The sequence below is a fragment of the Sphingopyxis terrae subsp. terrae NBRC 15098 genome, from assembly GCF_001598815.1.
Taxonomy (GTDB): Bacteria; Pseudomonadota; Alphaproteobacteria; order Sphingomonadales; family Sphingomonadaceae; genus Sphingopyxis; species Sphingopyxis terrae.
In genome coordinates this window covers 59,523-72,500 of record NZ_BCZQ01000015.1, presented here as the reverse complement: position 1 = coordinate 72,500, position 12,978 = coordinate 59,523, and the positions used below count along the sequence as shown (strand labels likewise).

Sequence of the window (12,978 nt, the reverse complement as noted above, 5' to 3'; positions counted from 1 at the left end):
TGATCGCCTGGGCGGCGACCTTCCTCGTCATCCGGATTCTCAGCCCGGCCGACTACGGCCTTTATGCGATGACGCAGGTGATGCTGATGCTGTTCACTATGCTGAACGGCTATGGTCTTGCGAGCGCCGTGATCCAGCAGCGCGATGTCACGCCGCAACAGCTCCGCCAGACCCTGGGGCTCCTGCTCCTGATCAACGGCGGCCTTGCCCTGTTGCAGATCGCCGCGGCACCGCTCGCGGCGGCTTATTACAGGGAGCCGCAAATCGCGACGCTGCTGCGCGTCCAGGCGATCATCTATCTGACCACGCCGTTCACCGCGCTCGCCTATGCCCGGCTCGGCCGCGCGCTCGAGTTCCGGCGCCAGGCGCAGGTCAACATTCTCTGCTCGCTGATCGGCGCGGCGGTAGCCCTTGGCGGCGCGCTCGCGGGATGGGGTGTCTGGGCGCTCGTCTGGGCGCCGATTGCGATGTTCACAACGCGCGCGCTCGGCTTCACGATCGTCTCGCGGTCGTGGATGCTGCCGTCGTTCGATTTCCGCGGCGCCGGCACGATCGCGCGCTATGGCGGGCTCGTCGCCATCGGCCAGTTCTTCGGGTTCATCCAGTCGCAGGCGGACATATTGGTTGCGGGGCGCCTGTTCGACGCGCATCTGGTCGGCGTTTACACGACCGCGCTGTTCCTGACGCAGATCTTCAATAACAAGATCATTCCGCCGCTCAACGAAGTCGCCTTCACCGCCTATTCGCGGCTGCGCGACGAGGCCGAAGGGCTCGCGCGCCCCTTCGCCCGCGCGGTCCGCGCAATCATGGCGGCGGCGATGCCCTTCTTTCTGGGGCTCGCGGTCGTCGCCGAACCACTCGTCCTCGTCCTGCTCGGCGACAAATGGGCCGGCGCCATTCCGTTGATTCGCCTGCTCGCGATCGCCATGCCTTTCTGGACGCTCTTCACCCTGCTGCAACCGGCGACCGATGCGATGGGCCGACCCGAGATCGCGCTGCGCAACGCCGCGATCGGCGCGCTCATCATGCCGGTCGCCTTTCTCGTCGGGGGACAGTGGGGAATCGCCGGGATCGCGGCAGCCTGGATCGCCGCCTATCCGGCCCTGTTCGCTTTCGCCGCGTGGCGATCGCTTCCGGTGATCGGGATGCGCGCGGGCGCCCTGCTCGGCGCCATTCTGCCGTCGGTTCTCGTGGCCATGGCGATGGCAGTCACCGTGATGGTCGCTGGCCACCTGCTCGCCCCGGTTTCGATGGCGCCCCGCTTGGCGCTGCTCGTGGGAATCGGCGCGCTGACCTATGCGGGCGGGCTTATGCTCTTCGCGCGCGAGACGATTGGCGACTTGATCGCGATGGCGCGCGGCAATCCCGCGGCCTGATCCGGCGCCGCCGCGTCAGCGCGGCAGCATCGCGACGGCGCGTCGCGTCGCATCGGCATAGGCGCCGCCGGTAAAGCGGTGCGTCCCGATGAAATGGATGAAGCGCGCATCGGGCGGCACGCCTTCGTTCCAGAAATTGATGTAGCGGTCATAGGGCAGCAACAGCGGGTCGGGCTGATTCGCGATGACGAAGTTCGACGTCACCTGCTCGCTACCCCATTGTGCCCAGCGTTCGGCGCCGAGCAGCGCCGTCGCCTCGCGCGAAAAGGCTTCGGCGATTCGCCGTCCCTCGCCGCTCGGCGCGAAGCCTGCGAACCCCGAACAGCCGCGCACATAGGCGGGCGCCGCCAACTCGGGCAGATCGAGCCGGTCCATCCCCGATTCGATTGCCCCCTGCACATGCGCCGCGGGATTGGTGAAGCGCTGCGATTCGATCGCCTGCGCAGCGATCGTCGCCAGCGGCAGGATCTGCGACGCGGCCTCGCCCTTCAACGTAAAGCTGCGCCCGGCATCGATCGCCGCCGCGACTTCGGGAAGCGGGCCCACCGTCACCGTGTCCGAATCGACCTGGATGACATAGGCGTCGGCGCGCAGGTCGAGGATGGTCAGCAGCCGCTCCCACGTCCCGCCGCGCGGACAATCGCCGGTATCGACCGCCGCGATCGCCCGGATCTCGGGATCGCCGAGATGATGGGCGAGCAGTTTGCGGTCAGCATCGGTCAGCGTGCCGTCATCCAGAATCACGACACGGCCGCGCGGCACCTGGTGCCACAGCGACTTGATCGACACGAGATAGGGCAGCAGCACGCGCGTACCGATCATCGAGAAATAGATGACGCCGTCGTCGGCAGGCACGATCGGGCGTGCCTCGAGCACGCCGGCGGCCAGCCGCCGATGCGCCCATTGCTTGCGATGCCACTGGATCCGGTCGACGACGCGCTTCATAGGCTCCGCGTTACCGCCAACCGATTAATTTTCAATAGGAGGTGAAGCAGCGGGTCAGCCGGCGATATAGTCGCGCATCGCCGCTGCCTCGGCCTCGATCTTGTCGATTCGATATTTGACGAGGTCGCCGATCGACACGAATCCGACCAGACCGCTGCCATCGACCACCGGCAAATGGCGAATCCGCTTCTGCGTCATCTGCGACAGCGCGCCGATCACCGCCATGTCCGGACCGCAGGTCACCGGCGATCGCGTCATTACCTCATCGAGTCGGCGGTCGAGCGCCTCGGGACCGTAGGAGGCGACGAGGCGCACGAAATCGCGTTCGGAAAATATGCCGACCAGCGAATCGCCGTCGAGAACCGGCACCGCACCGATCCGATGCTGGGCGAGCAGGTCGACAACCGCGCGCACCAAATCGTCGGTCCGCGCCGCGATCACCGTGCCGCTCCGCCCCTGAAGAATCGCTCCGATCGTCATCCGCTGGCGCTCCTTTCCCGATTGTCCTGTCGTTGCGCGCGCAGTCTATCATGATTCGCGGTGGGCGCGAAACGAACGGAACGCCGCCATTACCGCTTGGCCTTGCCCGCGGCTTGGTTCATGGAGGCGCGCATGGTCAAACCTTCGCCACTCGACAATCGCGATACCTCGAACGTCGCCTGGGCGCGCTATCGCCGGCTGATGCGCGGGATGAGCATCGTCTCGCTGCTCGCCGTGGTCGGCGCGCTGAGCTGGCTGCGCTTCACCATGGGCGAGGCGCTGACGATCCACATGATGATCGCGACCGCGGCGGGCGTCGGCCTGTCGGTCATGCTCGGCGCGGCGCTGATGGGACTTGTATTCCTGTCGAGCGGCAGCGGCCACGACGAATCGATCGACGACCCCTTCAAGGACGACCCGGACCTCAATCCATGACCGACAATCCCCGCGACCCCATATTGCGTGTCGTGCCGCAGCCGGCCGACATCAACAGCAACGGCCATATCTTCGGCGGCTGGGTGCTGGCGCAGATGGATATTGCGGGCGGCATTGTCGCCGCGCGAATCGCGCAGGGGCCGACCGCGACGGTGGCGATCGAGGCGATGGAATTCATCGCGCCGATCCTGCTGCGCGACATCATCTCGGTCTATGCCCATCTCGAACGGCGCGGCCGCACCTCGATGGGTATCCGGATCGAGGTGATCGCGACCCGCGGCCGCGGCGAAGAGCAGGTGAAGGTCACCGAAGGACTGTTCACCTTCGTCGCGCTCGACGAGAATCACCGGCCACGTCCGCTGCCGCCGGCCTGATCGGCCTCAACCGCCCTTGCGGTTTTCGCGAAAGCTTTGTTCGATGCGGTCGTTCGCGGGAACGCGGACGCGCCAGACCCAGCTGTTGCCGCGCCGCTCCCATCCTTCGGGTGCGGGGTCGATGGCAAAGGGAATGAGCAATTCCACCTCGGCGTCGGTCGGGCGCGCATTGGTCAGCGTCACCTGCCACAGCCGGTGGTCGGCATCCGAATCGGGAAGCACGACGGTGCGATACTGGACCGCGGGACTCGCCCCCAGATCATAATCGACGCGCTCGCCCTCGGCCTTGTCGCCGATTTTCGCCTCGCCAACGAGCAACGGCTCGCCAGCGAACGTTTCGAAGACCATCGCCGCCCCGGCGGGAAGCGCGAGGCCAAGCCCGTCCGCCTTGCGATTCTGCACCCGCAGCCGGGTCGTCAGCGGCTGCGGTCGCCCATTGCCATAATTATAGAGTGACCCCGCATAGAGCTGTTCGGCCGCAACCCCGCCCCGCGCGAGCAGCGCCACCTGCTTCTGTCCCTTTGCCGCGACATCGACGCGAAAGGGGATGCGATAGAATTTGAGGTCGCCAAGATCCTCGGGAGGTGGCGGCGGAGGCGGCGGCGGAGGAGGAGGTGCAGCTGGAGCGGGCGGCGCCATGGCCCGGGCGCGACGATCGATCCGGGAGCCCGTCACAACCACTTCCTCTACCAAACCGGCATCAAAGCCGTCATATGCCTCGATCGGCGGCAGCTCCCAATAGGGGTGCGTGCTCGTGATATCCATCGGCCAGCATTTGAGCACCAGCGGCCCCGGCGTGCTGCGCGGCAGCGGCGGGCTGTACATCTTGCTGAGCCGCCCGGCGATGACGTTGAGCTGGGCATTCGAAAAGCTCGTCACGCCGCCATTGGCGACCGTCACCCACCCCGTAAGGTCGAGCGTCTTGCCGTCGGCACCGCGATTCGCGACATAATTGGCCGCCCAGTCGAACCCTTCGGCCAGATAGAGGAGCTGGATGGTGACGGTGCGCGGCGCCGTGCTTTCGACAAGCACCGACAGCGTCGGGCGCGGCGATAGATCCTTGGGGACGCGCGGATAGAGCATGCGTTCGGGCAGCCCCGAACAGCCCAGTGCCTCGATCCCGTTCGCGGTTTCCACGATGACCCCGCCATTCGGCCCGGCCTGGATCACCGCCTCCTGCTCCACCGCCTTGCCGGTCTTCAAATTGGTGCGGCGAAGCGTCACGCTGCGCTTCAGATAAGCATCGACCAGCCCGGCGGGGGAAAGCAGGCGAGCATCGCGGTTCTTTTCGATCACCCCGTCGGGAAGCCCGCTGACCACCGCGGTTTCGGGGAGCAGTCCTTCGGCCACGCCTTCGAACCGCACCACCGACACCCCGGCGGGCAGCGTCACGCGTCGGCTTTCGGTGATGAAGGCAAAGCCGCGCGGCCAGCGCGGATCGATCGGCCCGCTGCCGCGATTCGGCGCACGATAGACGGTGACCGCGACATCCTGCGCCGCCGCCGAAACGACGATCGGCCGCTCGGTCTGCGCAAGCGCCGGCGGCGGCGCCAACAGCGCCGCGGCCCAGATCAACAGCGGCCAGCCGCGCGCCACGCCGCAGCTCAATAGCGGGTGTCGAAAGTGACGGTGACGTCGGCCTTGCCGTTGGCGGGGACCGGCACCTGCCATTCGACGCGGTCGGCGGAGACGCGTTCGCTCTTCAGGCTTTCGTCGACGATCCGCACATCGCCCCACAGCCCGTCCTGCGCCAGCTGGACCGTGATCGGACCCGGCCGGGCGTTGCTGAGCGTATATTTCATCTTCGTCACCCAGCGCGAATCGCCCTTGCGCGTGCGCGAGACGATGGTGGGCAGCACCTTCACATCGAACGCGTCGCCGGTGCGCAGCGACATCGCCGAACCCATCGGGGTATGATCGATGCGATTTTCGCCGATGAATTGCGGGTCGCCGCGCGCGTCGCGCATATAGACGCGGATCGTTCCCGCGGGCAGCTGGTCGCCGAGCCCGCCCTGACGCGAGGTCGAAAAGCGCAGCACGCTTGCCGCGCTGACCGGATCGTTGCTGCTGCCGAGCCAGCGATTGGTGAATTCATAGGTCGATTTCGCCGGCGCCCCCTTCACGTCGAGGAAGCTGACCTGTTTCTGCTGCGCATTGGCGATCGTGGTGCGTGCGGGCAGCGGATAGAGATAATAGTCGCCCAGCCGCTCGCGGTCGTTCGATTCGGTGCCCGCGCTGTCCATCGTCCCGGCAAGCCGGGTGAAGCCGCCACCGCCGCCATTGGGATTGCCCGCCACCAAAAGGGTGCGCGCATTGGTGAAGGTCGTACCGGTCGTGTTGGTCAGCGTCACCCAGCCCTGAAGGTCCATCGCGCCCTTCGCCGCGTCGAACAGCGCGACATAATCGGCAGTCCAACCCAGATTGGGCGTCAGATAGGAAAGCCGAGCCGGCACCGCGCCCGCTTCGGCAGCGTCGACCGTCACCGACAGCGTCGGCCGCGCGCGCAAATTGGGCGGCAGGCGGTCGAACACGGTGCGCACCGGCAGGCCGTCGTCGCGCAGCACCTCGATCCGGTCGCCGATCTGCAGCACGATGCCGCCGTTCGCAGCGAGCACCTTGGCCCGCTCGCTCTTTTCGGCGCCGGTCGCGGGATTGGTGCGGACCAGCGTCACCGACTGGCCGACCGCCTTGTCCATCAGCTTGTCGGGGGTGAGCAGGTCGAAATCGAAATTCTGCTCGACGATCGAGAGCCCGGCGCCCGAGAGCGTCACCGTCTCGGGCCGGATGCGCGCCGATACGTCGGGAAATTCGATCCGGTTGCGGCCGCGCGCGACCGAGAGCTGGCGCGCATCCTGCACCAGCGACTGGCCATTATTATAGATGGTAACCGCGACATCGCCCTGCGCGGTGGCAGGGTCGCTGTCCTGCGCCAAGGCCGGATATGCAAGGCCGGCGAGCATCACCGGACCCAAAGCCAAGACCAACCGGCGCATCGATATTCTCCCCCAGCCATCGCGAACGATGGCGGGAGGCTAGGTCATGTCGCCGGTAAAAACCAGTGCGAAATCGCGGGCTTATTCGGCCGCTTCGACCCCGGTGTCGCGCGCGGCGAGCGTGCGGCGGGTGCGGCGCGCCTTCGGCGCAGGCGCATCGGCGTCGGCGGTTTCGGCCTCGGCGGCGCGTTCGCTGCGCCCGATTGCGGGGGGCAGCGCGGCGCTGTCGATGCTGCTGCTGTCTTCGGCAGCGGCTTCGGGCCGGGCGCGGCGCGGGCCGCGGCGGCGCGGCGCCGGTGCAGCCTCTTCGCTCGCTTCGGCTTCGGTCGTGCTCTCGCCATCGCCACCGGCGTCGTCATCGCCGCGTGCCGCATCGCGATTGTTGCGACGGTTGCCCCGGTCATTGCCGCGATCATTGGTGCGGTCATTGTTGCGGTCGCGATCGCGGCGGTTGCCGCGATTGTCGTCGCTCTGGCGGTCGCGGCTCTCGCTCTGATCGCCGTCGCCGTCATTGCCGTCGCTATCGAGATCGGTGTCATCGTGCGCGTCGAAATCCTCGACGCCGCGGATTTCACGCTGGCGATCGTTGCGATCCGACGGGCCGCCGTTCCGTTCTTCCTGGCGGGCGCGGAAATCGCTGTGCACGCGGAAATAATGGTCGGCAAACTGAAGATAATATTCGGTCTGGACACGGTCGCCCGAAAGCTGGGCGTCGCGCGCGAGATTTTTGTATTTCTCGATCATCTGCGCCGCGTTGCCGCGCGCCCGGCTGTCGATACGATTGGCCTGGTCGACACCGCCGCGGCCGCCACCCGACTGCGAACGGTTGTTGTTATTGTTGCGGCCGCGACGGCGACCGCTCTGCCGGTTGTTCATGTTCAACTGAGACATCCTGATAAGCTGATAAGCTACGCCAACCCCTTTTGGCCGACCGCGCCATTTGCGCGCCGCGCCCGCGCTTGCCGCGCGGTTTTTGCCCTTACCGCCTGCGCCGGGCCAAGGCCCCGCACCAGCATCGCAAGTGGGAAGCAGACCGGCCGGACCAATGAAGGTTCCCGCTCGGGTCTGTAGGCCGCCCCTACAGGGCTTTGCGGCGGAAACCAAGCAAATTCTTGCGCTGCATCATTCGGGCCGGGTCAGCACCAGAGCCCGATCGCGGCCGCCGAGGTCGCGGCGACAGGCGACGGCGAAACCCGCCGCCTCGGCCAGTTCCGACACCGATATGCGTTGCGTGTGCCCGATTTCAAGGATCGTGGCCCCGCCCGGAGCGAGCAGCCGCGGCAGATCGGGAATGATCCGGCGATAGTCGTCGAGCCCGTCGGCACCCGCAAACAGCGCCTCGGCGGGTTCATGATCGGCAACGTCGGACATCAGCGCCTCGTCGTCGGCGATATAGGGCGGATTGCACAATATGAGGTCGAACGCGCCGTCGAGCCCCGCCGCCCAGTCGCCGGAGCGGAAGCTTGCCCGCGCCGCGACGCCCAGCGCTTCCGCATTGTCGCGGGCATAGGCAAGCGCCTGTTCGGACGCATCGACGCCCAGCCCGGTCGCGCCCCGAAAGACGTCGAGCGCCGCGAGCAGCAGCGTTCCCGGACCGGTGCCGAGATCGAGAATGGCGCGCGGCCAGCCCGCCCCACGCTCGCGCGCAATGTCGATGGCGACCTCGATCAGCGTTTCGCTGTCGGGCCGCGGAATCAGCACGCCGGGCCCCACTTCGACGCGGATCGTCCAGAAATCGCGATAGCCGACAATATAGGCGATCGGCTCGTTACCCATGCGCCGCGCGACCAGCTGCACGAAACTCTCGGGCACCTCATAGCGCGAAGAATCGAGCAACAGGGCCTGGCGGTCGATCCCGAGCGCGTGCGCCATCAGCAATTCGGCATCGAGCCGGGGCGTGTCGCTCGTCGCCGACAGGAGATTGGTCGCGGTGCGGAGATTATTGTCCACCTCGCCGCGCCGGTCAGCCATCGGCAAGCCCCGCCAGCCGCTGCGCCTGATCCTCGGCGATCAGCGCGTCGATCAGTTCGTCCATCTGCCCTTCCAATATCTCGGGCAGACGGTGGAGCGTCAGGTTGATGCGGTGATCGGTGACGCGGCCTTGCGGGAAATTATAGGTGCGGATGCGCTCCGACCGGTCGCCCGACCCGACCATCGACTTGCGCGCCGACGCCTCGGCGCTGTGGATCTTCTCGCGCTCGAGATCATAGAGCCGCGCACGCAGCACCTGCATCGCCTTGGCGCGATTCTTGTGCTGGCTGCGCTGGTCCTGCTGGATCACGACAAGCCCGGTCGGAATATGTGTGATGCGGATCGCCGAATCGGTCGTGTTGACGTGCTGTCCGCCCGCGCCCGACGCGCGGTAGATATCGATCTTGAGGTCGTTGTCGTTGATCGCGACGTCGACCTCTTCGGCCTCGGGCAGCACCGCGACGGTCGCAGCGCTCGTGTGGATGCGTCCGCCGCTTTCGGTGACGGGGACGCGCTGGACGCGGTGGACGCCGCTTTCGAACTTGAGCTTCGCGAAGACGCCCTGCCCGCTGACCGACGCGACGACTTCCTTGTAGCCGCCGACCTCGGCCTCGTTGGCCGAGATGATTTCGACCTTCCAGCCCTGGCTGTCGGCATAGCGGCTGTACATGCGCAAAAGGTCGCCCGCGAACAGCGCTGCTTCGTCGCCGCCGGTGCCGGCGCGGATTTCGAGCATCGCGGCGCGTTCGTCGGCAACATCCTTGGGTAGCAGCTTGATGGCAAGATCATGCTCGGCGGCGGGCAGCGCTTCCTCGACCGCCGCGATCTCCTCGGCGGCCATCGCCTTCATCTCGGGATCGGCGAGCATTTCGGTGAGCAACACCAGCTCACCGCGCAGCCGCGTCACTTCGGCCGCTGCCTTGGCGACCGGTTCAAGCTCGGCAAATTCCTTCGACGCCGCGACAAAATCAGCGGGCGCCATATCGCCCGTCGCCATGCGCGCCTGCAGCGCCGCATGCCGTTCGATGATCGCGTCGATCTGCTTGGCGGAAACGGTGGTCATCAGAGCGCGCGGACGAGCGCCTCGATCGCGCGCACCCGTTCTCCGTCGCCGCGCACGTTGACGTACGGCGAACCGTCGCGCGCGCCGATGGACACCAGCGCTTGCGCCGGAATTTTTGCCGCCTTGTCGAAACGCTTGCGCGGCGACCCGGTCGCCACAATTTCGGTTGCAAAGCCTCCGATACGAAGCGCTGCAAGAGCCCGCATTGCAAGCGCAAGCTGGCCATCTTCCTCGACCGCAATCACCGCGTCGAGCCGCGTGTCGATCACATCGTCGCCAAGCAACATCGCCAACCGCTCGATCCCCGCCGCCCAGCCGACGGCTGCGGTCGGGGGGCCGCCGAGTGCTTCGATCAGCCCGTCATAGCGGCCGCCGCCGAGCACCGTGCCCTGCGCGCCCAGCCGGTCGGTGACGAATTCGAAGGCAGTGTGGCGGTAATAGTCGAGCCCGCGCACCAGCCGCGCGTTGCGTTCCCACTCGACGCCCGCGGCGTCGAGCCCGGCGGTTACGGCGCCGAAGAAATCCTGTGCCTCGCTCGTCAGAAAGGCGTCGATATCGGGCGCGCTGTCGGCGATCGGGCGGTCGCGCGGATCCTTGCTGTCCAAGATCCGCAGCGGATTCTTGTCGAGCCGCGCCAGGCTGTCTTCGGACAGATCGGCGCGATGGCCCATGAAATGCTCGACCAGCGCCGCGCGCCAGGCATCGCGGCTCGCCGCATCGCCGAGCGTGTTGAGCGTCAGCGTCACGCCTTCGGCGACGCCAAGCTCCTTCAGAAGCTGGTCGGCGAACACCAGCAGTTCGGCATCGGCGAGCGGGCTGTCGCTGCCGATCACTTCGGCGTCGAGCTGGTGAAACTGGCGGTAGCGACCCTTCTGCGGGCGCTCGTACCGGAACAGCGGCCCGTGCGTCGCAACCTTCAGCGGCGCGAACTGCTGCCAGCCATTGGTGATATAAGCGCGCGCGATGCCGGCGGTGAATTCGGGGCGCAGCGTGATCGATTCGCCGCCGCGATCCTCGAACGAATACATTTCCTTCGACACGACGTCGGTCGTTTCGCCGAGCGAGCGGGCGAACACCGCGGTCGGCTCGATCACCGGCACCTCGACGCGCTTGAAACCATAGAGGCGGCGTACCCGGTCGAACGCATCGACGACATGCGCAAAGCGGTCGGCGAAATCGCCGAGCATGTCCTGGGTGCCGCGCACCGGTTGGGGGACGCTGATCTTTGCGTTTTTGTCCTTGCTCATGCGCCGCGCGTCTAATCTTTTTTCGTCGAAAGGCAAAGCGCGCTTGCGCAAGCCCGCGCTGGACGGCGGCGGCATTTGGCGGCAGAGTCGCTGCCCATGAAAAAAGCACCGTCCGTCGCCGCCGCGCTGATTGCGGCCCCCGCCCTGTTCGCATCCGCCACCGCTGCCCAGGATGCCAACAGCCGCCCGCAGCCAGTGGTGCAGCCGCACGTAATCCCGCTGCCCGCGGACAAGCCCTATCCCGGCACGATGCTGCTCAAGGTCGATGCGACCGACTTCGCGCGCGGCATCTATCGCGTGCGCCAGACGATTCCGGTGCCGCGTGCGGGCAAATTCACCCTGCTCTATCCGCAATGGCTTCCCGGCAAGCATGCGCCGCGCGGCGCGATTGCCGAAATCGCCGGGTTCAAGGCAAGCGCCGGCGGCAAGCCGCTCGGCTGGACACGGCAGCCGACCGACGTCTACGCCTTCGACATCGACGTGCCCGCCGGCACCAAGAGCATCGATATCGCCTTCGATTTCCTGTCGCCAACGCGCAGCAGCGAAGGCCGGGTCGTGGTGACTCCGACGATGATGAACCTGCAATGGGAACAGGTCAGCATGTACCCCGCGGGCTATTTCACCCGCCAGATTCCGGTCCAGCTCGACCTGACGCTTCCCGAGGGCTGGACCGGCTCCGCCGCGCTCGACGGGCTCAAGATTTCGGGCAACCGTTACAGCTATGCGCCGACGAGCTATGAAACGCTGATCGACAGCCCGATGTTTGCGGGGCGCTATTTCCGCAAATGGGATCTGGGTCAGAATGTCACGCTGAACGTCGTCGCCGACGAGGCCAAATATCTCGACGCGACGCCCGACCAGATCGCGCGCCACGCGGCGCTGGTGTCGGAAACGCTGGCGCTGTTCGGGACGAAGCATTTCGACCGCTACGAATTTCTGCTCGCCCTGACCGACGAGCTGGGCGGCATTGGCCTCGAGCATCATCGCAGCAGCGAGAACAGCCGCGGCACCGACTATTTCACCAAATGGGACGATGGCGATTCGGATCGCGGGCTGCTGCCGCACGAATTCGTGCATAGCTGGAACGGCAAATATCGCCGCCCCGACAAATTATGGACCCCCGACTATCGCACCCCGATGCAGGGCAATCTGCTGTGGGTCTATGAAGGGCAGACGAGCTTCTGGGATCTGGTCCTCGCCGGCCGGTCGGGGATGCAGTCGAAGGACACGATCCTTGGCGAATGGGCGAGCAACGCCGCCTTCTACAGCGTCCAGCCGGGTCGCGCATGGCGATCGGTCGAGGATACGACGCTCGATCCGGTGATCGCGGCGCGCAAGCCGCGCCCCTTCCCCAGCGCGACGCGCACCGAGGATTATTACAACGAAGGCTCGCTTGTCTGGCTCGAGGCCGACATGCTGATCCGCGGCGCGACCAACAATGCCAAGAGCCTCGACGATTTCGCGCGCGGCTTCTTCGGCGGCCGCGACGGCGACTGGGGCGAGGTTACCTATAATTTTGCCGATGTCGTCGCGGCGCTCAACGCCGTCTATCCCTATGACTGGGACAAGTTCCTGCGCACGCGGCTTCAAGAACCCGGCCAGCCGGCGCCCATCGGCGGTATCGAGAAGGCGGGCTACCGCCTCGTCTGGCGCGATGCCCCCAATGCCTATGACCGGGCGCGGATGGCGCGGGCGAAGAATTTCGACCTCACCCATTCGCTGGGCATTACCGTGGACAAGGACGGCGTCGCCGGCAGTATCCTGTGGGACGGCCCCGCCTTTCGCGCCGACATCATCAACGGCACCAAAATCCTGGCGGTCGACGGCATGGCCTATAACCGCGAGCGGCTGGAGGCGGCGATCCGTGCCGCCGCCGACGGCAAGACGCCGGTTCGGCTGCTCGTCGAACGCGGCGGCCGCTACCGGACGGTCGAGATCGACTATCATGGCGGGCTGCGCTGGCCGCACCTCGAAAAGGTCGGCACGGGCCCCGACTGGTTCGACCAGCTGCTCGCGCCCAAACGCGCGCTCTGATCGCGCCGGCCTATCTTTGGTCGTAATGGCCTCGACTTTCGGCGCCCACGGGCGCTAAAG

At 66.5% G+C, this 12,978-nt stretch carries 12 protein-coding genes (1 of these 12 cut by a window edge); 4 read left to right on the top strand and 8 right to left on the bottom strand.

What is annotated here, in order from left to right; translation table 11 throughout:
• A protein-coding gene (locus STE01S_RS09900; protein ID WP_082657386.1) for an oligosaccharide flippase family protein crosses the window boundary here: on the top strand, nucleotides 1-1,376 show its 3' portion. It extends 151 nt beyond the left edge of the window; only the last 1,376 of its 1,527 coding nucleotides appear in the window; its start codon lies off the left edge, out of view; it ends in the stop codon at nucleotides 1,374-1,376.
• Nucleotides 1,377-1,391: 15 nt separating this feature from the next.
• Here the strand turns inward: STE01S_RS09900 and STE01S_RS09895 are convergent, their stop codons facing one another.
• Together STE01S_RS09895 and STE01S_RS09890 are read right to left on the bottom strand one after the other, a co-directional pair.
• On the bottom strand, nucleotides 1,392-2,321 hold the full coding sequence (locus tag STE01S_RS09895) for a hypothetical protein (RefSeq protein WP_062767420.1): 930 nt from the start codon (nucleotides 2,319-2,321) through the stop codon (nucleotides 1,392-1,394).
• A gap of 54 nt (nucleotides 2,322-2,375) precedes the next feature.
• The gene (locus STE01S_RS09890) at nucleotides 2,376-2,801 is read right to left on the bottom strand and encodes a CBS domain-containing protein (RefSeq protein WP_058812366.1); all 426 of its coding nucleotides are present in this window, start codon (nucleotides 2,799-2,801) and stop codon (nucleotides 2,376-2,378) included.
• 132 nt (nucleotides 2,802-2,933) lie between these two features.
• Here STE01S_RS09890 and STE01S_RS09885 point away from each other — a divergent pair, with 132 nt between their 5' ends.
• Together STE01S_RS09885 and STE01S_RS09880 are read left to right on the top strand one after the other, a co-directional pair.
• Entirely contained in the window at nucleotides 2,934-3,236 is a 303-nt protein-coding gene (locus STE01S_RS09885; RefSeq protein ID WP_062767433.1) for a hypothetical protein, read from the top strand.
• Nucleotides 3,233-3,610 (top strand): acyl-CoA thioesterase, encoded by a 378-nt coding sequence (locus STE01S_RS09880; RefSeq protein ID WP_003041896.1) that lies wholly within the window; start codon nucleotides 3,233-3,235, stop codon nucleotides 3,608-3,610. Before STE01S_RS09885 ends, STE01S_RS09880 begins: the two co-directional genes overlap by 4 nt.
• A gap of 6 nt (nucleotides 3,611-3,616) precedes the next feature.
• Here STE01S_RS09880 and STE01S_RS09875 read toward each other — a convergent pair whose 3' ends face one another.
• The 6 genes from STE01S_RS09875 to hisS form a co-directional block, all read right to left on the bottom strand.
• Nucleotides 3,617-5,206, bottom strand: coding sequence for a DUF4139 domain-containing protein (locus tag STE01S_RS09875; protein WP_174531833.1), 1,590 nt, complete (start codon nucleotides 5,204-5,206; stop codon nucleotides 3,617-3,619).
• Nucleotides 5,207-5,214: 8 nt separating this feature from the next.
• Nucleotides 5,215-6,603, bottom strand: coding sequence for a DUF4139 domain-containing protein (locus STE01S_RS09870; protein ID WP_120694173.1), 1,389 nt, complete (start codon nucleotides 6,601-6,603; stop codon nucleotides 5,215-5,217).
• An 81-nt stretch (nucleotides 6,604-6,684) separates the two neighbouring features.
• Complete coding sequence (locus STE01S_RS09865) at nucleotides 6,685-7,479, bottom strand: DUF4167 domain-containing protein (protein ID WP_062767415.1); 795 nt, start codon at nucleotides 7,477-7,479, stop codon at nucleotides 6,685-6,687.
• 246 nt (nucleotides 7,480-7,725) lie between these two features.
• Nucleotides 7,726-8,574 carry a peptide chain release factor N(5)-glutamine methyltransferase gene (gene prmC / locus STE01S_RS09860; RefSeq protein ID WP_174531832.1) on the bottom strand — a complete coding sequence of 283 codons (849 nt, stop codon included), beginning with the start codon at nucleotides 8,572-8,574 and terminating at the stop codon, nucleotides 7,726-7,728.
• Nucleotides 8,567-9,637 (bottom strand): peptide chain release factor 1, encoded by a 1,071-nt coding sequence (gene prfA / locus STE01S_RS09855; RefSeq protein ID WP_003041930.1) that lies wholly within the window; start codon nucleotides 9,635-9,637, stop codon nucleotides 8,567-8,569. Before prfA ends, prmC begins: the two co-directional genes overlap by 8 nt.
• The gene (gene hisS / locus STE01S_RS09850; RefSeq protein ID WP_062767427.1) at nucleotides 9,637-10,884 is read right to left on the bottom strand and encodes a histidine--tRNA ligase; all 1,248 of its coding nucleotides are present in this window, start codon (nucleotides 10,882-10,884) and stop codon (nucleotides 9,637-9,639) included. The genes prfA and hisS overlap by 1 nt, the downstream gene beginning before the upstream one ends.
• Before the next feature lie 96 nt (nucleotides 10,885-10,980).
• Between hisS and STE01S_RS09845 the strand changes: the two genes are divergently transcribed.
• Entirely contained in the window at nucleotides 10,981-12,918 is a 1,938-nt protein-coding gene (locus tag STE01S_RS09845; RefSeq protein ID WP_062767409.1) for a M61 family metallopeptidase, read from the top strand.
• Nucleotides 12,919-12,978 lie beyond the last annotated feature (60 nt).